At 71.5% G+C, this 25754-nt stretch carries 25 protein-coding genes; 10 read left to right on the forward strand and 15 right to left on the reverse strand.

Annotation, left to right across the window (positions count from 1 at the left end; translation table 11 throughout):
* The first annotated feature begins 126 nt into the window (after nt 1–126).
* Nucleotides 127–558: an alternative ribosome rescue aminoacyl-tRNA hydrolase ArfB gene (gene arfB, locus WMF29_RS12665; RefSeq protein ID WP_272103163.1), complete on the forward strand. Its 432-nt coding sequence runs from the start codon at nt 127–129 to the stop codon at nt 556–558.
* Nucleotides 559–609: 51 nt separating this feature from the next.
* Here the strand turns inward: arfB and WMF29_RS12670 are convergent, their stop codons facing one another.
* The 3 genes from WMF29_RS12670 to WMF29_RS12680 all read right to left on the reverse strand — a co-directional run bounded on the left by WMF29_RS12670 (nt 610) and on the right by WMF29_RS12680 (nt 3850).
* Entirely contained in the window at nt 610–1563 is a 954-nt protein-coding gene (locus tag WMF29_RS12670) for a Uma2 family endonuclease (protein ID WP_437329081.1), read from the reverse strand.
* Between the two features lie 86 nt (nt 1564–1649).
* Entirely contained in the window at nt 1650–2195 is a 546-nt protein-coding gene (locus WMF29_RS12675; protein WP_437329082.1) for an NUDIX hydrolase, read from the reverse strand.
* A gap of 167 nt (nt 2196–2362) precedes the next feature.
* The gene (locus tag WMF29_RS12680) at nt 2363–3850 is read right to left on the reverse strand and encodes a D-arabinono-1,4-lactone oxidase (RefSeq protein WP_437329083.1); all 1488 of its coding nucleotides are present in this window, start codon (nt 3848–3850) and stop codon (nt 2363–2365) included.
* A 270-nt stretch (nt 3851–4120) separates the two neighbouring features.
* Between WMF29_RS12680 and WMF29_RS12685 the strand changes: the two genes are divergently transcribed.
* Nucleotides 4121–5089 (forward strand): hypothetical protein, encoded by a 969-nt coding sequence (locus WMF29_RS12685; protein ID WP_437329084.1) that lies wholly within the window; start codon nt 4121–4123, stop codon nt 5087–5089.
* An 85-nt stretch (nt 5090–5174) separates the two neighbouring features.
* On the opposite strand, the gene WMF29_RS12690 is transcribed toward WMF29_RS12685, so the two are convergent.
* The 5 genes from WMF29_RS12690 to WMF29_RS12710 form a co-directional block, all read right to left on the reverse strand.
* Complete coding sequence (locus WMF29_RS12690; RefSeq protein WP_437329085.1) at nt 5175–5999, reverse strand: hypothetical protein; 825 nt, start codon at nt 5997–5999, stop codon at nt 5175–5177.
* A 14-nt stretch (nt 6000–6013) separates the two neighbouring features.
* Nucleotides 6014–7060 (reverse strand): nicotinamidase, encoded by a 1047-nt coding sequence (locus WMF29_RS12695; protein ID WP_272103169.1) that lies wholly within the window; start codon nt 7058–7060, stop codon nt 6014–6016.
* A 56-nt stretch (nt 7061–7116) separates the two neighbouring features.
* Nucleotides 7117–9078, reverse strand: a complete 1962-nt coding sequence (locus tag WMF29_RS12700; protein ID WP_437329086.1) for a hypothetical protein — start codon at nt 9076–9078, stop codon at nt 7117–7119.
* Between the two features lie 133 nt (nt 9079–9211).
* Nucleotides 9212–10072, reverse strand: a complete 861-nt coding sequence (locus WMF29_RS12705; RefSeq protein ID WP_437329087.1) for a protein phosphatase 2C domain-containing protein — start codon at nt 10070–10072, stop codon at nt 9212–9214.
* Between the two features lie 275 nt (nt 10073–10347).
* Nucleotides 10348–11037, reverse strand: coding sequence for an NUDIX hydrolase (locus WMF29_RS12710; protein ID WP_437329088.1), 690 nt, complete (start codon nt 11035–11037; stop codon nt 10348–10350).
* A gap of 153 nt (nt 11038–11190) precedes the next feature.
* Between WMF29_RS12710 and WMF29_RS12715 the strand changes: the two genes are divergently transcribed.
* The gene (locus WMF29_RS12715; protein WP_437329089.1) at nt 11191–12066 is read left to right on the forward strand and encodes an STAS domain-containing protein; all 876 of its coding nucleotides are present in this window, start codon (nt 11191–11193) and stop codon (nt 12064–12066) included.
* 49 nt (nt 12067–12115) lie between these two features.
* On the opposite strand, the gene WMF29_RS12720 is transcribed toward WMF29_RS12715, so the two are convergent.
* A complete protein-coding gene (locus tag WMF29_RS12720) occupies nt 12116–13606 on the reverse strand; it encodes a L,D-transpeptidase (protein WP_437329090.1) in 1491 nt (496 codons plus the stop codon).
* A gap of 235 nt (nt 13607–13841) precedes the next feature.
* Here WMF29_RS12720 and WMF29_RS12725 point away from each other — a divergent pair, with 235 nt between their 5' ends.
* The 5 genes from WMF29_RS12725 to WMF29_RS12745 all read left to right on the forward strand — a co-directional run bounded on the left by WMF29_RS12725 (nt 13842) and on the right by WMF29_RS12745 (nt 16167).
* The gene (locus tag WMF29_RS12725; protein ID WP_272103173.1) at nt 13842–13973 is read left to right on the forward strand and encodes a hypothetical protein; all 132 of its coding nucleotides are present in this window, start codon (nt 13842–13844) and stop codon (nt 13971–13973) included.
* Between the two features lie 13 nt (nt 13974–13986).
* On the forward strand, nt 13987–14529 hold the full coding sequence (locus WMF29_RS12730) for an RNA polymerase sigma factor (protein ID WP_437329091.1): 543 nt from the start codon (nt 13987–13989) through the stop codon (nt 14527–14529).
* On the forward strand, nt 14519–15064 hold the full coding sequence (locus WMF29_RS12735; protein WP_437329092.1) for a hypothetical protein: 546 nt from the start codon (nt 14519–14521) through the stop codon (nt 15062–15064). Before WMF29_RS12730 ends, WMF29_RS12735 begins: the two co-directional genes overlap by 11 nt.
* Nucleotides 15065–15261: 197 nt before the next feature.
* The gene (locus WMF29_RS12740) at nt 15262–15654 is read left to right on the forward strand and encodes a DUF2809 domain-containing protein (protein ID WP_437329093.1); all 393 of its coding nucleotides are present in this window, start codon (nt 15262–15264) and stop codon (nt 15652–15654) included.
* Nucleotides 15655–15750: 96 nt separating this feature from the next.
* Nucleotides 15751–16167 carry a GFA family protein gene (locus tag WMF29_RS12745; protein WP_437329094.1) on the forward strand — a complete coding sequence of 139 codons (417 nt, stop codon included), beginning with the start codon at nt 15751–15753 and terminating at the stop codon, nt 16165–16167.
* On the opposite strand, the gene trxA is transcribed toward WMF29_RS12745, so the two are convergent.
* The gene (trxA, locus tag WMF29_RS12750) at nt 16164–16556 is read right to left on the reverse strand and encodes a thioredoxin (protein WP_272103178.1); all 393 of its coding nucleotides are present in this window, start codon (nt 16554–16556) and stop codon (nt 16164–16166) included. The genes WMF29_RS12745 and trxA overlap by 4 nt on opposite strands.
* Nucleotides 16557–16816: 260 nt before the next feature.
* Between trxA and WMF29_RS12755 the strand changes: the two genes are divergently transcribed.
* The gene (locus tag WMF29_RS12755) at nt 16817–17326 is read left to right on the forward strand and encodes a hypothetical protein (protein WP_437329095.1); all 510 of its coding nucleotides are present in this window, start codon (nt 16817–16819) and stop codon (nt 17324–17326) included.
* A gap of 49 nt (nt 17327–17375) precedes the next feature.
* Here the strand turns inward: WMF29_RS12755 and WMF29_RS12760 are convergent, their stop codons facing one another.
* From WMF29_RS12760 to WMF29_RS12780, 5 genes are all read right to left on the reverse strand, one after another.
* Nucleotides 17376–17855, reverse strand: coding sequence for a hypothetical protein (locus tag WMF29_RS12760; RefSeq protein WP_437329096.1), 480 nt, complete (start codon nt 17853–17855; stop codon nt 17376–17378).
* A gap of 427 nt (nt 17856–18282) precedes the next feature.
* The gene (locus WMF29_RS12765; RefSeq protein ID WP_437329097.1) at nt 18283–20277 is read right to left on the reverse strand and encodes a hypothetical protein; all 1995 of its coding nucleotides are present in this window, start codon (nt 20275–20277) and stop codon (nt 18283–18285) included.
* Between the two features lie 498 nt (nt 20278–20775).
* Nucleotides 20776–21525 (reverse strand): hypothetical protein, encoded by a 750-nt coding sequence (locus tag WMF29_RS12770; RefSeq protein ID WP_437329098.1) that lies wholly within the window; start codon nt 21523–21525, stop codon nt 20776–20778.
* Nucleotides 21522–22091, reverse strand: a complete 570-nt coding sequence (locus WMF29_RS12775; protein WP_437329099.1) for an RNA polymerase sigma factor — start codon at nt 22089–22091, stop codon at nt 21522–21524. Before WMF29_RS12775 ends, WMF29_RS12770 begins: the two co-directional genes overlap by 4 nt.
* Before the next feature lie 35 nt (nt 22092–22126).
* The gene (locus WMF29_RS12780) at nt 22127–23242 is read right to left on the reverse strand and encodes a hypothetical protein (protein WP_437329100.1); all 1116 of its coding nucleotides are present in this window, start codon (nt 23240–23242) and stop codon (nt 22127–22129) included.
* A gap of 229 nt (nt 23243–23471) precedes the next feature.
* Between WMF29_RS12780 and WMF29_RS12785 the strand changes: the two genes are divergently transcribed.
* Nucleotides 23472–25652 carry a substrate-binding domain-containing protein gene (locus WMF29_RS12785; protein ID WP_437329101.1) on the forward strand — a complete coding sequence of 727 codons (2181 nt, stop codon included), beginning with the start codon at nt 23472–23474 and terminating at the stop codon, nt 25650–25652.
* The last annotated feature ends 102 nt before the right edge of the window (nt 25653–25754 follow it).

The raw sequence follows: 25754 nt of genomic DNA on the forward strand, positions 1-25754 counted from the left end.
ATCGCACACGCGCCTCCTCCCCGGCAGAGCGCGCCCTGCGCGCAGCGCGGCGGGCGCGGCGGGCGCGTGCTAGGCGTCAGGCGCTCCGCACGGCGCTCGCGCCGCCCGCAGGGCAGGAGAGCCGCTGTGTCCGATCCCCTCGTCGTCAACGATGCGCTGACCGCCCCGGCCGCGCTCCTCAGCTGGAGCGCCGTGCGCGCGTCGGGGCCCGGCGGTCAGAACGTCAACAAGGTCGCCTCCAAGGTGGAGCTGCGCTTCGACTTCGGCGCGTGGCCGGAGCTCGCCGATGACGCCAAGGCGAGGCTGCGCGAGCTGGCGCGCGGCCGGCTCGACGCCGAGGGGCGGCTGTTCATCGTGAGCCAGCTGACTCGCGACCAGCTGCGCAACCTGGACGACGCGCGCGAGAAGCTGCGCGCGCTGATCCTGCGCGCGCTCGAGGTGCCGGTGCGGCGAAGACCGACGCGGCCGACGCGTGCGTCGAAGGCGCGGCGGCTCGACGAGAAGCGGCGCACGGGCGAGAAGAAGCACGTGCGCCGCGGCGGGGGCGATCACGAGTGACGGGGCGCGCGGGGGAGGGCGCCCGGCGCGCGCGCCCGCGCCGGCCCTCGCTCAGCGCTTGCGCCGGGAGCCGGCGACGACCTCGGCGGCGGTCGTCGCGGTCGCAGCGCGGGTGAGCCATCGCCGCAGCTTGCTCAGATCCTCGCAGCCGGCGATCGCGCGGGCCATCTCGGCCGGCGTGGCGATCCCGCGCGACTTCAGTACCGTGAGGATGGCCTCCTGCGCCATCCTGATCTCGCCGCGGGCTTCACCGCGCGCCTCGCCGCGGGCTTCACCGCGCGCCTCGCCGCGGGCTTCACCACGCGCTTCACCACGCGCCTCGCCGCGGGCTTCACCGCGCGCCTCGCCCTCCGCGAGCGCTGCCTCGAGCGCGGGCACGCGCTTGTCGAGCAGCGCGCGGGCCACGGCGTCGTCCGAGGACGCGGCCTCGAGGAGCGCCTGGATCGGCAGCGGGCGCACGAGGCAGGGATCCTCGATGACCGCATCCTTGGGCAGCGGGCGCCAGCCGTCGGTCTCGCGCGACCACTCCATCACCCGGCGCTGCTTCACCAGGATGCAGAACACCCGCCGCACGCCGCGAGCGATCAGCTGGCGCGCCTTGGTGGTCGGAACGGCGAGGGCCTGCTTGTCGCTGACCTCGAACGCCAGCTCCTCCAGCCGCCGGCGGCCCGCGCGGTCGGGCTTCTGCGCGAAGATGCTGGCGTCGGCCGCATAATCGCTGCCGAGGTCGGTCCGGGTCAGCATGTCCACGGCGCCCCGGTAGCCCTCGGCGACATGGGCGCCGAGGACGTAGGTCAGATCGAAATGCTGCGTCGCGTGCGGCGGATCGGCCGGGGCGGCGTAGACCTCGCCGCCGTGGAGGTACTCCACCCGCGTCTCGGGCGGCGCCAGCCGGTCGTCCACGTGCGGCACGTGCGGGCGCGCCCTGCCGGCCGGAGGCGCGTGGACCGTGCGACCGGAGGCGCCGGCACCGGGAGCGAGGAGGACGTGGTCGTGCCTGCGCATGAGCTCCACCATAGCGCAGCCAGCGACCGGCGAGGATCGCGGCGCCGGCGTCCGCGCACTTCCGCCGCGCGGCCCCGTGGCGAGGCTCAGGCGCTCGCCCTCAGACAGCCCAGCTCGTAAAGCCCCATCCACCCGACCTCGGGGTCGGTGCAGGCGCCCTCCCTGAGCTGCTCCACGAAGTCCTCGATCGGCTTCTCGACCACGTCGATGAACTCCGTCTCATCCAGCGCTTGCGCCCCGTCGCGCACGCAATCGACCGCCAGGAACGCGTGTCGTTCGATGGTCGAGTAAGCGCACTCCAGCGGGCGGCCGAGCGGCACGAGCCGCCCGGCGACATACCCTGTCTCCTCGAGAAGCTCCCGCGCCGCCGCCTCCTCCGGGGCCTCGCCTGGCTCGACGCCGCCCCCCGGGAGCTCGTCGAGGATCCGATCGGGCCCCGGCCTGTACTGGCGCGCCAGGATCACCTTCTCCTCGCGGGAGATGGCGAGGACGCAGACGACCCGTCCCTCTTTCTTGAGCGAGAACGTGCGGACCTGCCCGTCCGGGAGCTCGAAGGTGACGTCCTCGATCCTCCGCCACGGCGAGTGCTGGACCACGCGCCGCTCCAATGCCTTCCACCGCACGACCGTCATGACCAACCCACCTCGCAGCCGCGACCGCTCCGGCGCCGCCGCTCGGAGGGGCGAGGAGCACGGACGGCCGCACGGCGAGCACGGCTACCAGGCGCGACAGCCGACATCAAGAGGGCGAGCGCGAGGGCCCCTGTCGCATGAGCCCGTCCGGGGCCCGGCGCCCTCGCTCAGAGGGGGGCCGGCCGGGCGCTCATGGGAACGGCCTCGCTCGCGACGGTGAAGTGCCGCCGGATGAAGTCGTTTGCGAACATGCCGATCGGGTCCAGCTCCTTCCGGATGCCGGCGAAGTCGGCGTACCGAGGATATGCCTTCTCTGCGTACTCTCGATTCGTGAAATTGATCTTCCCCCAGTGCGGTCGGCCTTGATGGCGCTCGATCATGAAGGCCTCGATCTCGGCGAAGATCGCCTTCCAATCTTCCGCCTCGGAAGGGAAGTGCGCGAAGGTCAGGAACACCGAGTCGCGACCGTAGGCGGGGCTCATCCACGCCGTCTCCTTGGTGACCGTCCGCGCCAGGATGTACCCGTTGATCTTGAACGTCCTCCGCTCCATGAGCTCGAACAGCGAGGCGATCGCCGGCCCCAGGCCCTCGATCGGGATCGCGATCTCGGACTCGATGTGGCCAGCGACGACCTTGAAGCGAGGATCGTGAGCGAAGAGCAGGAGATCGTACGATTTTCCGACCTGGTAGGAGCTCGTGCTCACCGCGGCCAGCGCCGCCTTCAAAAAGCGCGGCTTCAGGTCGATCGGGACCAGCCGCGCGGCGTTCATCAAGACGCTCAACGTGAGCCTGTCGCCCACGGCGAGGACCGGGTTGCGCAGCCTGTCCCAGAGGGACGGCTCCGACAGCTCCTCCGCCTTCGCGGCGTAGATGTGCTGCGTGCCGTACGGGAAGAAGAACACCTTGTTCATCGCGTACGGGTCGGAGAGCGAGAGAAAGCGGGGGGCGTTCGCGATCGCCGCCTTCGTCTCGAAGACCTTCTGGTGCTTCAGCACGTTGAACGACTCGCGGACCGCGAGCGTCGCCTCGACCACGATCCCGAGGCAGCCAAGGTTGGTCCTGACCGCATCGAGGTACTGTGCGTTGCGCGCGCTGGATATCTCGATGACCTTGCCAGACGACAGCAAGAGCTTCGCGGAGAGCACGGCGCTGGAGAACGAGCCGGTGCTTCCGGAGCCGTGCGTCGCGGTCGCGATGACGCCTCCGATGTGCTGCGCGTCGACCTCTCCCAGGTTGACGAGCGCGAGGCCGGCGGCGTCGAGGTGATCGATGAGGTCCGCGACGCGCATCCCTGCCTGGACGGTGACGGTCTTGTTCTTCCGATCGAGCTCGATCAGCTTGTTGATGCGCGCGAGGCTGACCATCCATTCGTCCGTGCACACGATGTCGGACCAGGAATGTCCCGCGCCGACGATCCGGATCTTCTTGGACCTGGCCCTCGCGCCGTCGACGATCGCCACGAGCTCGTCGATCGACCCCGGCTCATGGAAGCTCTCGGGTTTGCACCGATGGTTGGCTCCCCAGTTCCGCCAGGTTCCATCCGGACGAAGCGCATTGGACGTTGCGAAGAACCTTCGGATGCCCTGCGTGAACGCGCTCGGAAGCTTGAGGTTTTCGAGACGTTTCTGGTGTCCTTCAACGAATCTCGGCTGCATGAGACCTCCGCGAGACGCCCTCGGGCTCACCCACCCGCAAATAGTTGAATGGTGAGTGGCCGGCCAGCGAGAACCTTGGGCACAGCGGGAGATCGAGATGAGCTATGTCCCGGACGCTGTTCGCGCAGCGCATGGCAGGTGGCTCCGAGCCGAGCGCTCGCGGCGTCGAGCCGCCGCGGACCCCGCTCCTCGGCCAGGCGGCGCGCTCGGTCAAGACATTGGCGTCGCCGGTCAAGGACGGGACGCGCGCGCGGCATCATCCTCCCCGGCATGACCTACCTCATCCCGAGCCAAGAACAGGCGCACGCGGGTCTGCGTGCCATCAAGGTCGTCCTTACCTCGGCCGGCCCCCTCGACGGGTCGCGGCGCGACGCGATCGGCGCGGTGCAGCGGCACCTCCTCCACACCGACTTCGACATCGACGCGCTCGCCCCGATAGCGCCCGAGGAGCTCGCGCGCGCCGTCGAGGACCCTCCGCTGCGCGAGCAGCTCGTCAACGGTCTCTGCGCCATGACCCTGTGCGGCGAGCGCGTCGAGGAGCGCGAGCTGCTCGAGGTCGAGCGCTTCGCCGCGGCGCTCGGGGCGCGGCCGAACGCGGTCCGCCAGCTCCACCACCTCTACGAGCGGCGGCTGCTCCTGCTGCGCATCGACATCAGCCGGAGCTCGCTGCTCGGCAAGAACGTGCGGCGCATGCTCGATGAGGGCGGCCTCTACGGGCTCGCAAGGAACGTCGCGAGCTTCGCGGGCATCCTGGAGAACGAGCCGGTCGCCGCGCGCTACCGCTCGCTCGAGGCGTACAGAGAGGGCACCCTCGGCAAGGCGCTCTTCACCTTCTATCGAGAGAACGGCTTCTCGTTCCCCGGCGAGAAGCGCGGCGTGCCCGAGGGCGTGCTCACCCACGACCTGAGCCACATCCTCGCCGGTTACGGCACCGACCTGCGCGGAGAGGCGATGACGATCGCGTTTCAGGCGGGGTATCGCCGCGAGAACCCGTTCGGCATCCTCGTGTTCCTGCTGGTGCAGCTCCAGCAGGGCATCCAGCTCACCGTGCTGGCGCCGTCGCAGCAGGGGATGCTCGCGACGCCCGGGCTCGCCGACGAGCTCGTGCGATCGTTCGTTCGCGGGACGAAGATGAGCGTCGACCTGATGGACGACTGGGACTTCTGGGCCGACATGGCGGTGGATCTCGACGAGCTGCGCCGCCGTTACGGTGTCGTCCCCTGGGAGGCCGCGGCCTGATCCGGGTCCTCCGCTGAATCCGCCGAGAGGTGTGGAGGGCTCGCCGCGGCGCAGGGGGGCCCGCGGCGAGCCGGGGGCGCGCGCTTCACCCTCCGAAGCCGCCGGCGGCCGTCTTCGAGAACGACGCGCCGCCCTGGCTGGCGCGCACCGCCGACTGGGAGAACAGCGCGAACGCCTTACGGACGTCCGCCGCGTCGCTCTTCGGCGTCAGGATCCAGCGGTCCTCGATCCCCATGTCGCGAAAGACGGCGCGGAAATCGGTGTTTCCGTCGTCGATGCCGATCGCCGCCACGATGTGGGCCTCGGCCCGCCGCATGTCACGGACGAGGGCGCACACGTCCTTGGCCTTGGCCCACGTCGAGCCCGCGTCGGCGCCGTCCGAGATGATCAGCGTGACGGTGCGCGCCGGGACGCCGCTCAGCGCGAACTCCTGCGCCTTCGCGATCACCGTTCCGAGCAATACCACCGTCTGATCGTAGAGGGGCGTGCCGAGCATGGGATCGTAGTTCTTCGTGTCCATCTTCACGGCCTGGGCGATCGGGCAGTACGGATACAGCACCGCTCCGTTCAGGTAACGGTTGTGCGCCAGGATGGAGTCGCGCTGCCTGGAGTCGGCGAGGGCGCCCACGACCAGGTTGTGCCCGTCCCTCACCGACGGGGCGTTGCCGGCGAATTTGATGGATCCCGAGTCGTCGGGCATCACCGTCACCAGCACCACCTCCGACGACGCGACGTCGTCCACCTGCACGCCGAACCCGGCCTGGATCTGCGCGCCCAGGTCGGTGATGTGCAGCGCCTGCATCGCCTCGGGCGAGAGCGCGCCGTCGTCCCGCGCTGCCTCGAAGAGCTGCTCGATGTCGAGCGAGCCACCCTGGCTCGTTCCGTTGTCGTTCTCCTTGTTCTTGCTCATCGGATCCTCCACGGTCATGCGCCCAAACACGGAATCGGGTCGGTGCTCTTCACGAGGTTCATTCCGGCGGCGGCGAAGCGGGCGAGCGCCTTGTCCGCCTCGGCGGTGAAATCGACGGCGAAGCCCCCCTTGCCGTCGGGCACGGTGACCGGCGACATGCAGTCGGTCATCACGTAGATCTTCTTGGCGAGCGCGCGGTCGGTGAGCGCGATCTCCGTCAAGATGTCCTCGATCGAGCTGCGGACGCAGTGGCTCGCGGCCTGGCCGGCGATGATCACCGCGTCGGCGTGGAGCAGCGTCCTCAGGAAGCCCGTGCTCCGCTGCGCGAGCGGCTGGCCGTCGTGCCGCGTCAGCACCTCGGGCTGCATCACCGAGTAGTTCTCGGTGAGCGGGTTGCCGCCCTTGACCTCGACCCACGACTGCACCCCGCGCGCGAACGCGTGGAACATCCGCGCCTCGTGCACGACGCCCGCGAGCGCGTGGCCGTCGCTCCCGAGGATGCAGTGCGGCGGCCACAGGTAGAGCTTGTATTTCCCTGCCTTCTCGAGCTCCTCGCAGTAATACCGGACCTGCTTCATGAGCCACGGGTAGCTCCCGCCGCAGAGCCACTTCGCCACCGCGGGGTTCGGCCGCACCTCCCCGGCGTCGATCTGCGCGGTCGTGATCTCCCGGTGCGCGGTCAGCGGGCGGTCCTCGCGATCCACCCAGAAGGCCGGGAAGAAGATCTGGTAAGCGAAGTGGGTGTCCATCGTGACCGTGATGTTCGTGATGGACGCGAGGTTCCTGTAGATGAACTCCGCGATGCGGCGGCTGTCGTCGACCGCGCCCGTGCCGCTCCTGCCGGCGACGTAGAGCGAGCCCTGCGGGAAGCAGAAGTCCTTCTGGACGTCGATGAGCAGGACGTGGACGTTCTGCGCGTCCGCGGCCGACGGCTTCACGCCATGCGCCTTCCGCCACGCGGCGGCGGCGCCGTGCAGCGCCTCTTCATTGGGGTGGTAGCCCCACCGCTCGGCGTTCTTGGCGTCATAGAAGGCGGGCAGGGGGAGCTCTGTCGATTTCATGGTCTCTCTCTCCTCTCGATCGGCCCGCGAGCGCGGGCCGTCAGCTCAGCGTGGATTCACGAGATGCGAAGCAACGTGATCGCCTGTGCGTCGACGACGAACAGGCCCTCTGGCCCGACGAGCAGCCGGGAAGCCTGGGTGACGAACGGCTCGGTGCCGGGGAACTGCCGCGTCTCGACGAGCGCGCCCCCGCGGACCTCGACGCGGACGACGCCGCTGTCGGTCGCGGAGAGCAGGAACCCGGAAGCCGCGCACTTGCCGGTCAGCGCGCCGAGCCACGAACCGCCTTCCCCGTCGCCGTCGGCGACCGCCTCGACCGCGCCTTCCTCGCTCACGACGACGCACCGATGCACGGTCCGGCCGGCCTGCTCGGCGGCGAGGAACAGCCATGCGCGCCCGGCGCGGGGGCGCCCGCGGCCTTCGTTGGGGCGCCCGCGGCCTTCGTCGGACCGCGAGCTCGGGCCGGCGTCGAAGACGCAGGTCGCCGCGGTGAGCTTGCCGCCCGGGAAAGGCAGCTTGACCGTGTCCTTGAGGCCGGGCCGCTCCGCGTCGAAGACGAACGCTATCGAGACGTTCCCGGCGCGGTAGAAGCCCAGTCCGAAGCTCGGGCCCACCCAGAACAGCGTTTGCCCGGCGAGGACCTCGCCCATCGGGACGGCGTCCGCCTCGCCCGAGAGCGCGGCGGCGCCCGGCCTCCCGCTGCGCAGGAGCTGCCCGCCGCGCGTCCAGTAGCGGGCGCGCGCGTTGACGTCGAAGATCGGCCTCGTCCCGACGCAGTCCACCTGGATCCGCTCGGGCGCGGCCCCCGGCGAGAGCACCACGAGATCGCCGCCCCGGCCGATCAACGTGGCTCTCCCATGCACCGCGAAGCGCGTCGCGGGGTGCGGCGCGCCGGACATCACGACGGACCGATCCTCCCGCACGAAGCGGCCGCCCTCGTTCACGAGATAAGAGAGCCCGCCGGGGCCGAGGGCCGCGGCCAGGATCACCCCGCGCGTGCTCAGGATCCGCGTCGCCAGCACCTCGCCGTGGACGACCGTCGACTCCTTTACTGCGGCCGGCGCGGCGCCGGCGCAGGCCGGGCAGGCCGGGCGCGCGTGCTCGACGCCGCACGAAGGGCACCTCGTCCAGGCGAGGGCGTCGAGCAGCCGGCGCGGGAACACGCCGCGCCGGTCCTCGACGAAGATGCGGTAGAGCGCGTCCAGGAGATCGTCCGGCAGGACGCGGTACGGGATGGCCGGCTTCGGATACCGCACCTCGCGGTCGAACACGGTGATGCGGCGGAGCGGCCTCGCGCTCTCGGGCACCCGCGCCGACGCGGACCGCGGCCGGAAGACGCCGCCATAAGGCCCCACGCAGAGCAGGCTCTGCATGACCATCACGGCGAACGCGTACCAGTCGGACTCCTGCGAATACGGCCTCGACAGGAGCGGGCGCGGGAGAGCAGGGTCGCAGAGCAGCGGATCGACGAAGCGCTCGGTGAACACCTGGCAGAGGTACGGGCCGAACTGGAAGCTGTCGGCGTCGATGACGAACACCTCGCCGCCGGCGACGAGCACGTTGAGATCGTTGAAGTCGCCGATCACGACGCCCCGGTCGTGGATCGCCGCGACGGCCCTGTGGAGCCGCGCGAGCACCTCGGAGACCGCGGCCGACGACAGCCCGCCGTGGCGCATCGACGGCTCGCCGTAGCGCAGGAGCGGCTCCGCGCCGCGCACGAGGCGCATGGCGTAGCCCACGATCCGCTTCCTGCTCCTGTCGGTCGCGAGCTCGAGGGGCGCGATCACCTGATCGGGCAGGGCCGGCGGGAACGCGCGCAGCTTGTCCTGGTGGCGCTCGATGCGGGCCTGGGCGGCGCGCTGCTCGGCGTCCTGCCCGGCATAATCCGGGTGATCGGGCGTCTTCCAGACCTTGAGCGCGCGGCCGTCGCCGAGGTCGAACACGTCGGCCTCACCGCCTTTGCCGATCGAGGACCGAGGGTCGAGCCGAACCCGCTTTGAACCAAGAACCACGTCCACCGTTGCCTCCTCCGGACGCAATCGAACACAATCGAGCGCAATCGATTGCAATCGAGCGCAATCGACCGCAATCGACCGCAGACGCCCTGTCGTTTCCCTCCGCGACTCCTGCGCCTCCGCGCAGGGCCGCGCCTCAATCGCGGGCGCCTTGCGCCCTCCGCACGACGATCACCGTCGTGTCGTCGCGGAGCAGCCCGCCCTCGCGCTCCATCCGCTCTTCCTTCCACACGGGCCGCGCCACGGATCGGTTGATGAGCGCGAGCCGCCGCCTCACCGCGTCGGGGTTCCGGAAATACCGGTCGTCCTCCCAGAGCCTCGACAGCGGGCCGACCTCGCCGCCCCCCGGGATCTGCCGTGACGACGACTCCAGCAGATCGATCGCGCCGTCGGTCCCGAGCAGGGCAGTCTTGAGCGCGCTCGACGGGAAGGCGCGGTGCACGGTGAAGCGCGGCGCCTCGCCGCCGGGCGGCCGATCGAGCAGGCCATACGCGAGGTAGGGGGGCTCGTCCCTCGGGAAGGGGCCGAGCCGCAGGAGCTCGTCGCCGAGCGCGATGAGGCCGTCGCCGAGCGAGAACGCGCACGCCCTGTCGCCGGAGATCGCGAGGCCGACCACGGTGAAGAGGAAGAAGGTCGACACGACCTCGGCGAAGCTGCCGCCCATGCCGGCGGCCACAGCGCGGAGCGGCGCGAGCGCCCCGCGCCGCACGTCTTCCCACGTCGCGGGCGAATCGAGGTCTCCGCCGTTCCGGAGCGCGCCGAGCACCTGCTCGGTCACGATCCGCGCCCCGAGCGCCGCGCCCACCTCGCTGCGCGCGCCGCTGCCGCAGCCGTCGCAGACCACGGCGACGAGAGAGCCGCCCTCGGCCCGGAAGGCGTAGGCGTCCTGGTTGGGCCGCCCCACGGCGAGGTGATCGGTCCCGGTCACCGTCCCTCCGGCGACCTCGAAGGCCGAGCCCCCTCCCATGTCCGCCAAGAAAGCGACGTCCCGAAGCATGGAGTTCCCTTCTGCGCCCGGCGAGGGCGCGCTGCGGCCGGACCCGGGCAGACGGAGGCCGGGGCGCGCGGTCCTCCCGGCGCCGGAGCTCCATCGTCCGCTCGGCGGTCAACGCCGACCGTAAGCGCCCGCGCCAGGCGAGCGCCCGATCGTTCGTGTATCTTACACACCAAGCTTAGTGTTCGTTGTACACATTGTCAACCCGGTCGCCGGCGTTCCGGCCGCGCTTCCGGAGGCGTTCGAGCGCGTCGCCGACACACGAGCCGGCGCCCGCTTCAGATCTCGAAGCTGAAGCCGTCCTTCTCGAGCCGCTCGTACTTGCGGCGGTCGAACCGGTAGAGCCGCGCCGCGCGGTGCGCGACGTCCTGCTCGACCTCGTCGAGCTCCACGAGCAGCCCGGTGCCGAGCGCCTTCTTCCGGAAATTGCGCTTGTCGAGCGGGCGCTCGAGGATCGCCTCGTAGAGCCGCTGGAGCTGCGACAGCGTGAACTTCGGCGGCAGGAGCTCGAACCCGATCGGCCGGTATCGCACCTTGCCCTTGAGCCGCTCCAGCGCGGCCGCGAGGATCTCGTCGTGATCGAAGGCGAGCGCCGGGGTGTCGTCCACCGCGAACCACGCCGCCTCGCGCGCGTCGGTCGCTGCCTTGACCCGGTGATCCCCGAGCTTCACCAGCGCGTAGTACGCCACCGAGACCACGCGCTCGCGCGGATCGCGCCCGAGGGCGCCGAACGTGTAGAGCTGCTCCAGGAACACGCCGGAGAGCCCCGTCTCCTCCGCGAGCTCCCGCCGCGCGGCGTCGTCGAGCGCCTCCTCGACACGCACGAACCCGCCCGGGAGCGCCCACCTGCCGCGGAACGGATCGAGCTCCCGCCGGATGAGGAGGACCTTGAGATCCGCCTCGTCGAGGCCGAACACGACACAATCCACCGTCAGCGCCGGCCGCGGGTGCTCGTAGGAGACGGACATTCAGCCCTCCGTGTAATTTGCACACGAATCTTGGTGTCATTCGAACACCATGTCAACCGCGCCCCGGGGCTCGGCTCCTCGGCGCGGGGGAAACGTCGTCGGCCGACCGACAGCCCCTCGACGGCCAGCGCGCGTGCGCGGTAGAAGGCTCCCATGACGGGGGACGCGGAGTCGGGCGCGGCGGGGGCGGAGACGCGGGAGGAGCTCGAGGCGAAGCTCCGTGAGGCGCAGCTGCTGCTCCGCGCGATCCTCGACCACATTCCGATCACCGTGTGCCGGTACGACCGTGCGGGCGTCTTCACGTTCCACGACGGCAAGGGGCTCGAGGCCGTCGGCGTGAAGCCGGGGCAGCTCCTCGGAGCGAACGTGCTCGAGCTCTTCGCGAACGACCCGGCGACCCTGGAGACCAACCGGCAGGCGCTCGCGGGCAAAGGCGCATACAACGTCTACGACGCGTACGGCGCCTCCTGGGAGTCATGGCACGTCCCCGTGCGCGACGGCAACGGGGAGCCCGACGGCATGATCACCCTCAGCCTGGACGGCTCCGCGGCGAAGCGGCGTGAGCAGGAGCTCCGGGCGAAGATCGAGCTCATCGAGACGCAGCAGGAGGTCATCCGCGATCTCTCGACGCCCATCATCGAGGTCTGGGACAAGGTGCTGACCCTCCCCATGGTGGGCGTGGTGGACAGCCTGAGGATCTCCGAGGCGATGGACAACCTGCTCTCGGCGATCGTGAACAAGGACGCGCGGTACGCGATCCTCGATCTCACCGGCGTCGACGCGGTCGACACGCAGACCGCCGGGTACCTCATCGAGATGATCAAGGCCATCCGGCTCCTCGGCGCGGAGGGGATCATCACGGGGATCCGGGCGAACGTGGCGCAGACGATGATCGCGCTCGGACTCGACCTCTCCGGCGTCACGACCGTCGGCAACCTCCGCGCCGGACTCAAGCTCTGCATGCGGCGCATGGCCGCGGCGGGCGAGGGGGTCGAGCGAGCCGCGGCGGCCAGCGCGCCGGCGAAATAGCGGGCTCCGGCAGGCGCGACGCGGGCGCGCTCCCGCGCCGGGCGGCGGCTCAGCGATGGATCACGACGCGCGTGGACGGGTCGTCGCGCGTGGCCTGGACCGCGTACCACTCATCGGGCACGGAGGGCTCGGTCCAGTGGAAGAGCCATTTCGCGTCGACCGGCGAGAGGTTCACGCACCCGCCGCTCTGCCCTTCGCCCCAGCGGTCGTGCCAGTAGGCCGCGTGAAGGAGGTACTTGCTGAAGAAGTGCTGGCTCCACGGCACCTCCGCCTCGATCCAGTCGTCCGCGTCGACGTGAGGCGTGATGAGCGTCTTCGTCACCCATTTGCGGCCGATGCTGTACTGGCCGAGCGGGGTCGTGGAAGGCGGCACGAACGGCTCGACCTTCTCCGGCTCCTCGGCCCCGTTGCGCCCGGCCGAGATGAGGGTCGCGAACACGGGGCGGTCGTCCTCGTAGGCGATGAGCCAGCCGTCGAGGGCGGCGATCTCGACCCACGTGTTCCTTGGGCCATCGGCCGGCGCCGAGGGCGGCTCGCCGCCGAGCTGGATCGGGCGGCCCCACGGGTTCCGCGCCCTCCGCGGCTGGACGACCACCGCGTCTCGCTCGAGCACCCAGTGCCCGTCGTCCCGGGTCTCGAGGTACGTCAGCTCGCCGACCCGCTTCGATCGGCCCGTCAGCCCGACCCGGGCGAGGCGGTCCCACACGGCGTCCGTCTTCGCGGGCCGGCCTCCCTCCGTGAGGCGGTGCTTCGGGCGCGCCTTGCGGCGAAAGAAGGCCATCGGCAGGCGCGCCTCGGCGCCGAGGTACACCCCCTCGAAGGTGGTGGGCTCGTACGGCTTGACCTTGTCCTTCGGTATGAACGTCAGATCCGAGGCCCAGAGCCATGTCGTCCCGCCGGCCTCGACCTCCTCGGTCCAGGCGACCGACGAGCGCGGGCGGACCTGCATGTGCCGCAGATCGTGGATCCCCTCCGGCCACGCCGGCGCGTCGAAGCCGTCCACGCGGAGGAGGCGCTTGAGGCCGAGCGACTCGCCGTAGCGGTACGGGAGCGGCCGATCGGCGAGCGGGGCATGGGGGATCAGCGCCTGGCGCACGGGATCGGCGGTGTCCAGGGTGGCGCGCTCGCCGTCGACGCACACGTAACCGCGCGGCTCCACGGCGTAGAACGCCGGGCAGCCGCCTGCGCCGCGGATGGGCTCGACGCTCTTCAGGCGGACCGAGCCGCCGATCGCGAGCATGCCGATCCACTGGGCTTTGGGCCGCGGCGCGGACCGAATCCACACCTCGCGGCCCCTCGAGTACACGCGCGCGGATCGCGCCCGCGCCGCCTCCACCTCCAGGACCGGCGCGGACGAGGTCGAGGCGGCTAGCGCCTCCGGCGGCGGCTCCGGCGCGGCGGGGCGCGGGGCGGGCGAGGGCTCCGCGACCGCCACGCCCGCGCTCGAGGCCGCGTCGGCGCGCGAGCCGGCGTCTTGCCGCGACGGCGTGCACCCGAGCCAGAGGGCGCCGAGGGCAACGAACCACGAGCGGCCAGGCATAGGCACGAGACCCTAGCACGTCGAGCCCGGCCGTCGGAACGACGTGCCAGGCTGGACAAAGGCGCTCGCGCCGCGACGCGAGCGGGGAGGAGGTCGTCGCTCGTGCGGCGATCTGCGGCGACGGCGCCGGGCCGCCGGATTTCGATCGCCGCGGGTGTCACGCTCGCCCCGCTCGCGCCTAGAGCCGAGGAAGGTCGGCGAGGACAGCCGGCCAGAGAAGACAAGGAGAGATCCCATGCGTCGTTGGCTCAAGGTGACCCTGATCGCGGCCGTCCTCGGAATCCCGGCGGTGGCCTATGCTGGGACGCAGCTCAAGGGCGGCTGTCCGTGCGCGGATTGCCCGTGTCCGGACTGCCCCTGCGGCTGAGGACCCAGCGCCCTTGGAACCGCGCGCGCGATCGCTGCTCAACGCGTCGATGAGGCGCCTCGCCGACGGCGATCGCGCGGCGTTCGATCCTGTCTACGCCGCGCTCTGGCCGGCGATCGGCGCGTTCTGCCGCCGCATGCTCGGGGGCGGAGCGGACGCGGAGGACGCGGCCCAGCAGGCGCTCTTGAAGGTGTTCGACCGCGCCAGCTCGTTCGATCCCGACGGGGACGCGCTGACCTGGGCGCTCGCCATCGCGACGTGGGAGTGTCGCACGACGCGGCGGCGGCGTTCCCGGTCGAGGGAGGCGCCGGACGAGCATGTCCCGTCGATCGCGGCGGACGCGCCGACGCCGGAGGACGCGGCGATCGCCAGGGATCTGGACGACGCTGCGCGCGAGGTGCTCGGCACGCTGGCCGAGGCGGATCGCGAGACGTTGAGGGCGACCCTGCTGGAGGGCGAGCGCGATCCTTCGGTGTCGGGCGCGGCGCTCCGCAAGCGCCGCGAGCGCGCATTTGCTCGCCTGCGGGAGGCGTGGAGGAGGATCTATGGAACGTGAGGCGCTCGCCGGCCTGAGCCTGAAGGAGAGGGCCTATCGCGCGTACGAGCGGGGGAGGGCGAGGAGGGCCGCCTGGGCAGCGACACCGACGATCGCCGTGGCGCTCGTGGCGGCGCTGATGAGCGACCGTCCGGTCACCACCGCGATCCTCGGCGCGGCGCTCTACGTCGCGGCGGCGCTGCTCTCGTGGCGCGGGCAGCACCTCGGGCGAGGCGTGCTCCCGGGCGTCGCGGCGGGGCTCGTGCCCTTCGCAGCGGCTCACGCGGCGCGCATCTACGGTCACCTGTGCACGCCGGAAGGGTGCGTATCCGTCTGCGTCCCTGCATGCCTGGCGGGCGGGGTCGCCGCCGGCGTGCTGCTCTCGCGGGTGCTGCGCCGCTCGGAGCGGCTCGGGGCGTCGTGGGCCTCGGCGTGCGGCATCGCCGCCCTGACGGGCGCGCTCGGCTGCGCCTGCGTCGGCTTCGGCGGCGTCGTCGCCCTCGCGGCGGGGCTGCTCACCGGCACCGCGTCGCTCGCCCTCCGCCCTGCGCGCTAGAGCGACGGTCACCCGCTTCGGATACGGGCCCAGATCGGCGTTTTCGGTGCTCAGCGCACCGGAGTGCGCTTCCGCGCCGAAAACGCCGATCTGGGCCCGTCTCCTGTGCGGGTGACCGCCGCTCTGCCGTGTCCTGTGCGGGTGACCGCCGCTCTGCATGGTGCAGAGGTGGGCGGAAACCGCTGTAGGCTCTGCGCATGCCGGAAGTCGCTCGCAAGCGCCTCGCGCTGGCGCTCCTGATCGTCGCGGTCGTCCCTGTCGGCCTGATGGCCCGGTTCCACGGCGGCCCGGTCTGGCTGCGCAACAGCGCCGGCGCGGTGCTCTACGAGGTCGTGTGGATCGCCGCGGCGCAGATCGTGTGGATCTCCGCGCGCACGCATCGGTTGGCGCTCGCGGTCCTCGCCGCGACGTGCGCGATCGAGCTGCTCCAGCTGAGCCAGGCGCCGTGGCTGTGGGCCGCGCGCAGCACCACCCCGGGGCGGCTCATGCTCGGCGCGAACGGCGGCTTCGATCCGGCGGACTTCGCGCTGTATGGCCTCGGCTGCGTCCTGGGTTACGGGCTCTGCCGGCCGCTCCGGGCCCCCGCGTGAAGCCAGCGCCGCGCCGAGCGCGCGCGCCGGTTGCCGCGCGTGCCGTGAGGGGCCAGGCTGGCGATCGCGAGATCCAGGAACCAGGAGGCGATGGCCATGTCCGAGGCTCACCACACCGGCGGCTGTTTGTGCGGCGCGATCCGCTATCGCGCGCGCGGCGCGCCGGTGAGCGTCAATGTTTGCTATTGCAGCCAGTGTCGGCGCCAGAGCGGCGCGCCGATGCCGGCCTTCGCGTCCTTCTCTGACGAGCAGTTCGAGCTGCTCTCCGGCGCGCCCGCGACGTTTCGCTCATCCAGCTTCGCCGTCCGCCAGTTCTGCGCGACCTGCGGCTCGTCGCTGTTCTGGCGCCGCGACGGGGCGCGGGAACTCGACATCTTCCTCGGCACGATGGACAGGCCCGGCGACGTGCCGCCGCCGTCCTTCCAGCTCTGGACCGTGCACCGCGTGCCCTGGCTGCCCCCCATCCAGGGGGCCACGGACTATCGCGGGGACAAGGCCGGCAGCCAGAGCTAGCCGGCGCTGTCTTCGCCGGCGGCCTCCTTCGCTTCCTCCTCGGCGATCTTCGCCCGCACCTCGTCCATGTCGAGCGAGCGCACCTTCTCGATCACCTGATCGAGCGCCGATGCGGGCAGCGAGCCCGCCTCCGCGAACAGGAGGACCTTCTCGCGGAAGATGAAGAGCGTCGGGATGGAGCGGATGTTGAATGCCTGCGCCAGATCCTTCTGGTCGTCCGTGTTGATCTTCCCGAACACGATGTCCGCGTGCTTCTCGGAGGCCTTCTCGAAGACGGGCCCGAAGACCCGGCACGGGCCGCACCAGGGCGCCCACCAGTCGACGAGCACGATGCCGTTCGACTCGACCGTCTTCTCGAAATTCTCCGCGCTGAGCTCGATGGTACTCATCCGCGGAGCATACCCCCGGGGCACGCCCGTGTCGTGGAGCGAGCGGCCAGGCGCCGCCGGCGGCGCTCAGAGCGCGTTGCATGCGAGGATGGGCTCGATCGGCTCGACGAGGAGCTGATCGACGCGTACGCGCCCGACGTCGCGGCGCGGGCGGAACCGCTCCGGCGTGCTCCTCCACCGAGGGAGAGCCCCGCGTCCCGGCTCCGCGCGGGCGCCGTGCTACACCATCGGCACAGCTTACCGTCGAAGGAGAGCGCGCCATGACCAATGCGTCAGTTCAATCCCTCGCAGATGCCATGGATCTCGGGTCGCTGCTGCAGGAGATCCGGGATCGACATGGCGAGTTCGATCTCCTCGCCCACTGGAAGCAGGGCGAGTTCCACCACGACGTGGTCCTCCGGGTGCACCGCTTCGCGCCGCTGCCGGCGCCGGTGCTCGTCGTGAGCACGAACTGCAACGGCGGCGTAAAAGAAGTGCTCTGCTTCGGCGACGTCCCGGAGCGTTATGCCCTCTGGCATCATCGCTGCCCCGGCGTGCCGGAGTTCTCGGGCGAGCTGCCGCCCATCGCCGCGCAGGCGCGGACGTCGCACTACTTCGATCCGTGCGAGCTGCTCGCGGCCGACGCGCGCAGCGAGCTGCGCCCCGAGTTCCGCGAGCGCGACGTGGGTGGAGGATGGCGCTCGCGGTGCGGGCAGCCCGGCCCGGCGCTCGACGCCGAGGGAGAGCCCGGAGGCGCTCGCGGGTCAGCGCCAGGGGAGACGTGCTCGTGATGTGCCGGTGATCCCCGCCGCGCCGCTCCTCTCCGGCGGGGGAGGTCGCTCAGCGGCGCCGTTCGCCCATCGCGCCTCGCCCCGTGGCGCGCGCCGCGCAGAAGGCCGCGTCCAGCCGCCACGCCGCGCGCGACGCCTCGCCCTCCGTCGCGCCGCGCGCGCCCGCGGCCGCGGCGATCGCCTTCCTGAAGTGCGCGCCTGCCCTGCGGCGCTCGATCGTGACGAGCGCCAGACAGAGCGCGACGAGCAGCACGTCGCGGGCGCTGGGCTCCGGCAGCGTCCACGCGAGCCAGCCGGTGGCGATCGCGAGCATCGCGGTACAGAGCTCCCAGGACGCGGCGCGCTCGGCGCCCTCCGACTCCGCCGTGGCGGCCAGCGCGCGCGTCACGCTGGGTGGCGGCTCGAGCTCCCCTCCGGAGAGCTCCGGCGCCCCTGCGCCGGGATCAACGGTCGCGCCGGCGCTCGCCGCGGGACGCGCCAGGGACGCTGCGACTACATTCGTTGCCGCACCGGGATGGATTGAGCTCATACAAACACCCTCCTCGCCTTGCCGTCCGGCCCTGCACGATCCCAGGCTCGCACGCCGCGCGCCAACGTGAAAAGAGCGACCCGACGCGCTCTGCGAGGCTCGGAGCACGCATCGCGTGCGCGTCTGTTGTGCAGGACACGCAATCGGTGCATCTGTTATGCAGGACACTCAGTCCGCTCGTGCTGCACGAGCCGTGCTCGCACCCGGGGCGTAGGGGGGCTTGTCGCTCTATATCGCACCTTCGTTGGTCTGGCGCGAGGCGCGGGCGCTCTTGGCGGGGAGGAGCGACGAGGCGGTGTATGGGCGCGTGTGGGAGGATCGGTATCCGAGGGCAAGAGAACAAGAGAAGAAGAGGGCGCCGGTGGGTGGCCGGCGCCCTCTTCATGAGCGAACGCTCGCTCTCACGCTCACGAGCGCTCGCTCGCGGTCAGTTCTCGAACCGCACGTTGTCGAGGTAGTACGGACCGGAGTTGCTGGTCACGTTGAGGTTGAACTGCAGCTTCACGTCGGTGGCCCCTGCGTTCAGCGCGTTCTTGGTGGCCGTCGGCAGCTGGGCGAACTGGATCCTCACGAACTGGCCCCGGGTGAGCGGGGTGAGCGCGACGTTGCCGGCCCACTGGTTGTGGATGCCGGCCGAAGGGATCGAGATCAGCACTTCGATGTTCCCGACCCAGCTCGGGTTCGGCTGGGCGGGAGAGACGAAGAGATCGAGCGTGATCTTGTTGCCCACCGGGGCGAGGTTCGCCGAGCTGAAGTTCGGGCTGATGATCGCGTTGAACGCGGAGGGCGTCTTCACCTGGAGCGACGAGATGCCCTCCACAACCCGGCCCGTGTGGACCGACAGCTGGGCCTGCGCCGACGTCCACGCGCCCGGCTTCTCGAACCCGAGGATCGGGTTGTTGAGGAGGAAGTCCGCCATCACGTTCTTCCGGAACGGGATGAACACGCCCGTGAGGGCCTCCGAGATCTTGAAGCGCTGCCCGCCCGGCTCGTCCGGATCGGCCTCCAGCTGCTCGGAGGTCTGCGTGAACGGCCTCAGCTTCGCCAGCGTCGCGGTCGTGCCGAGATCGAGCCCGACGGTCGGGGAGCCCGTGGCGTCGCCGATCGGCTCATGGCACCCGCTGCACGACAGGGAGAACGCGCGACCCACGACCTGATCCGGGGTGAGCGCGCTGCCCATCGCGGTGAGCTTGTTCTGGATGCTTGTCCTGAGGGCCGAGGGCCCGGCGCCGAACGTCGCGAAGTAGTTGTTCTGGAGGCCGATCATCTGGCTCTCTCCGGCGTTCATCGTCGTCGGATAGCTCGGCTCGAAGGCGAAGCGGTTGATGTCGTCCGCCGCGGCGAGCCGCTCCACGAGGCCCGGGAACGACGTGCTCCTGAAGGCGACGGCGCGCGCGTCGGTCGAGGCGGGATCGAAGAGCGGCGCGGCCGGGGTGTCCTTCACGAACGACGGCGTGACGACCAGCGTGCCGCTGCTCCCCGAGCCGCTGTGAAGGAGCCTGAACTCCCGGAGGTTCCACGTCGTGAAGGGCTCGGGCGCAGTGTTGTCGACCGCGGGGGCGAAGAGGAACTCGTTGGTCCGGATCTGGCCGCCGTACGGCCCCGCGTTCTGGCCGTAATGATTGATGTGGAAGACGGGCTCGAACCCCCCGGGCAGGCCGTCGAAATAGAAGGAGAGCAGATCGTCCCTCCGTTCCGCCAGGCTCTTCGCCGGATCCGACAGGTGGTACCAGAAGTCGACGACCGGGCGGCACCCTTCTCGGCCAAGGCTCGGGGTCGGGTTGGGCAGCCGGCCCTCGAAAATGATGAAGTTGCGCATCTGGAACGCCCCCTCCGGGATGCCGGAGCGCCTGGCGAAGACGACGCGGTACTCGCCGCAGTTGGCGCCGTCCGGCGGGGCGAGGTCGAAGCGGTTCGACAGGGTCGTGGCGACGTAGGCGTTCGGGGCTTCCTCATCGGCGAAAGGATCCCTGTCGGCCTCCAGGCCCACGACGCGGGGGCAGTCGATCGGCCACCCGTTGATGGATCCGGCCGAGCCGGGGATCACCACGTCGTCGCAGTGCGGGCCGAGGCCGATCCCGTCTGCGGCCTTCCGGTTCGTGTCCATGAACTGCCGGAAGAGCTGGAGGGGCGTCAGGCTGACGCCCGCCTGATCGATGAGCTGCTGGAGCACGTCCTTCAGCTTGAACGCGCCGACGATCTCGGTGTTCGTGACGACGAGCGAACTCCGCTCCTTGATGGGGAAAGTCAGCGAGAGCGCCTGGCCGGCCTCCGCGATCTCGCCCTCGGCGAGATCGGCAGGAGCGCCGTCCGTGGGCCCGAGATCCGCGCAAGAAATCGGCAGAATCGCGAGCGCGGCCAGCGCGGCGCGCCGCGCCCCCTGCCACGCGCCGGGGGAGGCAGAATCAGAATGAGAGCGCACCGGACTGCTCGAACTCGACAGCTTCGACGACATGAAACCTCCTGAAATGACCACGAAGAACGGCGGAGCCGCGCGAGAGCGCGAACGCGCGCTCGCGGATGGAACGAGCGGCCCGAGGAGGACGACCGCCGGCGAGCGCGCGCGTCGCATGGGCGGCGTGCCTCGCCGCGGCCAGCGCTGCCACGGCAGCCTGGCCTCATCGAGCCGCTGAATCCACCGTTCTTCGATGAAACGCCAGGGCGCCGGCGCCTCTCGGCGCGGCCGCCCGTGAACGTGGGGCGTATGTTAATACTGTTTAGGTACCGGGCAAGCGATATGAGCGCTCGTGTTTGTACTCGCGTTAATTTTTCGCGGTCCGCGTGAGCGTCGGTTTCATGTCGATTTCTTGTGGTCCGTGTGAGCGTCGATGTCGTCGCCGCTGGCACAGGCGAGGCGATCCGGCTCGGTTGCTCGAACGTCGTGTGGAGTTCGCGGGTGGAGCCGTCGTCGTGGAAGCAATCACCGAGCCGCGGCGACGATGCGGCGCAGCGGCTCGGCGAAGGAGCTCGATGGATACCGCGCGAAGAACGCCGCCGCGCGCGCCCGCGCCTCGTCGGCGCGCCCGAGGCGCACCAGCGCGCGGATCGCGATGAACTCCCGCTCTTCCGCCAGCCGCCCCTTCGGGAACTGGGCCTGGTGCCTCTCCAGCGCGGCGAGGGCGGCCGCCGGATCCTGCGCGAGCGCCGCTCTGGACGCGTCGACCAGGTTGGACTCCCGGACCAGGTCGTCGCCGTCCGCCGAGGCGGTCGCCTCCGGCGCCGGCGCGGCCGGCCGGGGGCTCCGCGGCGCCTCGCGGCGGAGGGCGGACGGGGGCGGGCGCGGCGCGTCGGCCACCGGTGCTTCGGCAGCCGGCGGCCCGGCCGCCGGCGACCCGGCCGGCTCGCGGCCGCCCGCGCGTGAGAGGAGCCGCTCCAGCGGCAGATCGGTGAGCACCGGAGGGGGCGCGACCGGCGCGGCGGCGCTCGGGGCCTCGCCGAGGGCAGCGTGGAGCCCTGCTCCGCCGGCCCCGATGCCCACCGCGAGGAAGATCCCCTTGATCCACGCCGGCACCGTGGCGCCGGCGGCCGTCTCGAGCGGCGCCACCCGGGCCGCGGTGCGCGCGAGCTCGGCGGACGTCATCGGGCGGATGGGCGCGGCGGCGCGGAGCAGCTCGCGCGCGCCCGGCGGAGCGCCTCCTCCTTCCTGGTTCCATCGCTTCGGATCGCTCATCTGGCCCCCCTGCGCGCGCGCTCGACGTCGGACTTCTTCAGGAGCGTCGCGAACTCCTTCCGCGCCGCGTGGAGCCGCGAGTAGACGGTCCCGATCGGGACGCCGACCAGGCGCGCGATCTCGTCGCACGGCATCTCCTCGATCTCGAACATGACGAACACGGCCCGTCGATCGAGATCCATGGCCGCGAGGATGCCCTCGAGCTGCAGCCGCGCCTCGCGGCGGGAGGTGATCTCTTCCGGGCCGCGCGCTGGGTCCGGCACGTCGTCCACCACCTCGCCGAGCCGCTCGCGGCGCGTGTGGGCGCGGCGGCGGTGCGACGCGGCGACGCGGCGGCAGATGGCGAAGAGCCAGGTGGTGATGGGGCAGGCCCAGTCGAAGGACGGGAGCCGCTGCTGGACGACGACGAAGACGTCCTGGAAGGCATCCTCCAGGTCAGGGTGCTGGATGCCGAACCGCTGGAGGGTCGCCCAGACGAAGTTGCCGTGCTCGGCGTGCAGGGCGACGAGGCTCCGTGGCGGCTGCTTGGCGTCGCGCAGGACGTCGGCTCGTAAGCACTGCTCCACGGGAGGCTGAATGCCGGCAGCCCGTGGATCCTTCATCAAAATGTGAGGCCGACCCCCCCGAACGCCGCGGCGGCGAGCGCGGCCTGCTCCAGGCCCGTCGGCCGCCCGCCCTCGAGCTGGAAATCGTACCGCGTCACGGGGACGAAGAGGTCGATGCCGGTCTCGAGCCGCAGCGGCCCGAGGACGCGGACGCCGAGCCGCGTGCCGGCCCCGAGGCTGAGCCACGCGCGCGAGCCGACGTCGGTCGGCAGGATCGTCGGGAGGACGCCGTCGTCCCCGTAGATGACGGCGTAGATGGCGCCCGCCACCGCCCGGCCGCAGAGCCCGAGGGCGACCGAGCGGCTCCGGACCATCTCCAACTCTAAGCACGCGCCGAGCCAGCCCGCCGTGAGCCCGAAGGCGAACGTCCGCTGGGCCGCGCGCTGCTCCGGGAGCCACAGCACGCCCGTCTCGAGCGTCCACCGCGGCAGGATCGACCATTCGCCCGACAAGGCGACGCCGAACCCCGGCGAGGGGACGATGCCCATGGAAGCGAGCCCGCGCCAGGCGACCGAGAGCCCGGGGGGCGGCGGGCCCTCGGCCGGGGGCGGCGTGGTCTCGGCCTCCGCCGGCCAAGGGAACGGCGGCTCCGGCGCCCGCTCCGCGGCCGGAGGGCGCGCAGGAGGGGCCGGAGGGCGCGGCGCCTCGGCGGCCTGCGGGGAGCGCGGCGCCTCGGCGGCCTGCGGGGAGCGCGGCGCCTCGGCGGTCGGGGGGGAGAGGCCGGCCTCTGGATCGATCGTGAGCAGGATGTGCACCGCCGCTGCGGCCACGATGCCGTCGCAGCTTTGGGTGGGGTCGGAGAGCTCGCGGACCGTCGGCGGGGAGCCGTCGCACAGCTCGGTGCGGATCGTGGCCGACCAGGCCCCGGGGGGCCCCTGCACCACGGCCTCGATCGAGGCGGCCTTGCCCGTCGTGACGAGCTCCCGCCCGAGCCGCCGCGAGATCTCGGCGCGGAACCGGGACGCCGACGGGCACCGCCCCTCCGCGCCCGCGAGGCGCACCCACGACACGTCCGCGGCCGCACGATCGCACTCCGCCCGCGCGCTGGCCGGCGTGAGCGCTGCGCAGGCGCCGAGCGCCGAGACGAGCGCACGCACGGCCGGCGCGCTCACCCTCCGCTCCCTTCCTCTCGCCCGATCGATCCCTCTGCGGGGAAGGACGTGGGCTCGTAACGGGGGCGCGCCATGACGGCGAGGATGTTTCGATCGATGGCCAAACGGATCGGCGATGCTGTACACCCGGACGATTCGCGAGTCACCGGAATTTCTGGCAGGTGGCGGTGATGGCCGTCGGTGAGCGAGACGGAGATCCGGTATTCATCCATTCGCGAGCCCGCAGCCCATGCACTCCCGCCCGACCACCATCGGCGTCCTCACGCCCTTCCTCGACGGCTTTTATTTCACCTCGGTCCTCAGGGGGATCCATCAGGAGGCGCAGCAGCGCGGCCATCGTGTCTTGGTGGTGCGCGGCACGCCGGCGTACGTCCAGGCGCCCTCGCTCGCCCGGGACCAGGTGGACGGGTGGATCGTCGTGCTCGCCACGGATGGCATCGAGCTCCTCGCGCAGGCGCGTGTCCCGCTCGTCACGGTCAGCTCCTGCGCCCCCGAGGCGGGCTGTCCGACCGTCATGCCGGACAACCGCGAGGGCGTCCGGAGCGCGGTGCGCCACCTGATCGAGCATGGACACCGGCGCATCGCGTTCGTCGGCTGCATCGATCAGGACGACATCCGCGCGCGCTTCGACGGCTACATGGAGATGCTCATCGAGAGCGGGATCCCCTTCGATCCCGGCCTCGTCTTCGACGCCGACAACAACTGGCACTCCGGCGGCCAGCGCGCCGCAGAGGCCCTCATCGCGCGCAGGGGAGATCTCACGGCCGCGGTCGTCGCCACGGACAAGAACGCGCTCGGGATGATGTCGGCCCTCCAGGCCGCCGGATACCGCATCCCCGACGATCTGGCGATCATCGGCTTCGACGACATCACCGATGCTCAGTGGTCGGCCCCTCCGCTGACGACCGTGCGCCAGCGCTTCGACGCCATCGGAGCGCTCGCGTACGAGCTCGTGCTGGCGCAGGTCGCGGGCCAGGTCGTCCCGTCCGGGCCCGTGCTCGCGCCGACCACGTTCGTCAGGCGGCGGACGTGCGGGTGCGACCCGCTCCATGGCGTGCTCCACGGGAAGCGCGCGGCGCCGGACGACGACCTCGAGCGGCAGATGGTCGAGCTGCTCCTCCGCCTGCCGCTCCCGCCCGAGGCGCCCCCGGCGTCGGTGTGGCCCGGCGTCGCCGCCGTGATCGCGGGATATACCGCGGCGCTCGAGGGCGCCGCGCCCCCGCCCGCGGCCGAGATCGACGAGGCCTGTCAGCAGGCCGTCCGCCTCACGCCTGACGTGGAGAGCCTCATGGGGGTCGTCCGCCTCCTCGGCCGGTCCGGAAAGCGACGCCGCGCGCGCCTGGACAGGGAAGCAGCGGAGTCCGCGGAGGAGCGAGCCGAGGAGTTCCAGGAGCGGCTGCGCCTCTCGCTCATGCTGGCTCGCGTCGAGACCGAGCGGCAGTTCGTCGACGAGCTCGGGGCGCTCACGCGGTCCGATCACGAGGTGAGCCTCGCGCTGCTCGGCGGCACCCAGGAAGAGTCGCGCTCGCTCTCCTGGCTCGACTCGACCGCCGCCGTCTGGGGCTGTCTCGCGCTCTGGGAAGACCCGACCACCCGCGCGCGCCTCGTCATCGCAGGCGCCTACAGCCGCGATGGCAGCCCGACTCCCCCGCTCGGCGCCCTCTGCGCGCGGGAGGATTTCCCGCTCGCAGAGCACTTGCCGCCCTCGACCGCCGGCGGCCCGTTCATGGTGACGCTCCTGCCGATCCGCACGCTCCGCCACGACTGGGGGGTCCTCGCGATCGTCGGCCCGAGCTCGATCGAGGTCGCCGGCGACGAGGGCACCATCTCCATCTGGGGGGCGCTCCTCGGCGCCGCCCTCGAGCGGGACGCGCTCGTGCAGTCGCTCTCCGAGCAGCACGCGAGCCTCCAGGAGGCCTATCAGCGCGAGCGCACCCTCTCGGCCGCGGTGCGCGAGCTCGGCTGCCCGCTCATCCCGCTCATGCCCGGCGTGCTGCTCGTCCCGCTCGTCGGCGAGCTCGATGGAGATCGCGCCCGGCAGATGCTCGAGCGGGTGGTCGATGGGGTGAGCCGACACGGGGCGCGCTGCGTGCTGCTCGACATCACGGGCGTCCCGAGCATCGACGCCCAGGTGGCCCACGCGCTCGGGCAGACGCAGCGCGCGGCCTCCCTGCTCGGCGCCCGCGTCCGCCTCGTCGGCGTGCGCCCCGAGCTCGCGATGCGCCTCGTCGCCCTCGATATCCAGCTGGGCGATCTGTCCAGCCACCAGTCGCTGGCGTCGGCGCTCGAGGACCTCGCGTCGACCGAGGTCCCCTCGCTCCGCACGAGACGGAATGACGTGGCTGAAGCGCCGCTGCGGTCGTCGCGCAACGCGATCTCGGATAGGAGGCGTCGCGGAGGATCGGAGTGACGCTCCGCGCGCCGCGCTGAGCGCGCGCGCAGCGCTGTGGCCCCCGCCCTCGGCGCGCCGCCGGCACCGGTCTCGTCTGCCGCTGAGCACGTCTCGAACGTG

Origin of the sequence: Sorangium sp. So ce381, assembly GCF_051473845.1 — a bacterium.
GTDB classification, from domain to species: domain Bacteria; phylum Myxococcota_A; class Polyangia; order Polyangiales; family Polyangiaceae; genus Sorangium; species Sorangium atrum.